This is a genomic window from Exiguobacterium sp. s160, from assembly GCF_018617575.1.
GTDB lineage: Bacteria > Bacillota > Bacilli > Exiguobacteriales > Exiguobacteriaceae > Exiguobacterium > Exiguobacterium aestuarii_A.
Genome location: NZ_JACSKK010000026.1, coordinates 1 through 470, shown reverse-complemented (window position 1 = coordinate 470; position 470 = coordinate 1). Strand labels below are relative to the sequence as shown.

The following is a 470-nucleotide window of genomic DNA, read 5'->3' as shown; positions in this document are numbered from 1 at the left end:
TTCCTCTCGGAGACGGACACGGAAGTCATCGTCCAGCTCATGGAGAAGCACTTCGTCGAGCTCGGTGATGTCGAGGCGGCGTTCCGCAAGACGCTCTCGGACCTCCACGGTTCGTACGCGATCGCGATGATCGACTCAGAGGACAAAGAGCGCCTCTATATCGGGAAGAACAAGTCACCGCTTCTCGTCGGACTCGGTGACGGCACGTTCAACGTCGTCGCATCGGACGCGATGGCGATGCTCCAGGTGACAGACCAGTACCTCGAGCTCCATGACGGCGAGATCGTCATCCTCACGCGTGAGTCGGCGACGATCAAGACGCTCGACGGCGAAGTGCTCGAACGTGCACCGTACACGGCCGAGATCGACGCGTCAGACATCGAGAAGGGCACGTACGCGCACTACATGTTGAAGGAGATGGACGAGCAGCCGGCCGTCATCCGCAACATCATCCAGCACTACCAGAACGA

The 470-nt window shown here is 59.8% G+C and carries 1 pseudogene; it reads left to right on the top strand.

Annotated elements, in window-relative coordinates:
• Positions 1 to 470: pseudogene (locus tag KNO86_RS14595) on the top strand (glutamine--fructose-6-phosphate transaminase (isomerizing)); the annotation flags it as partial.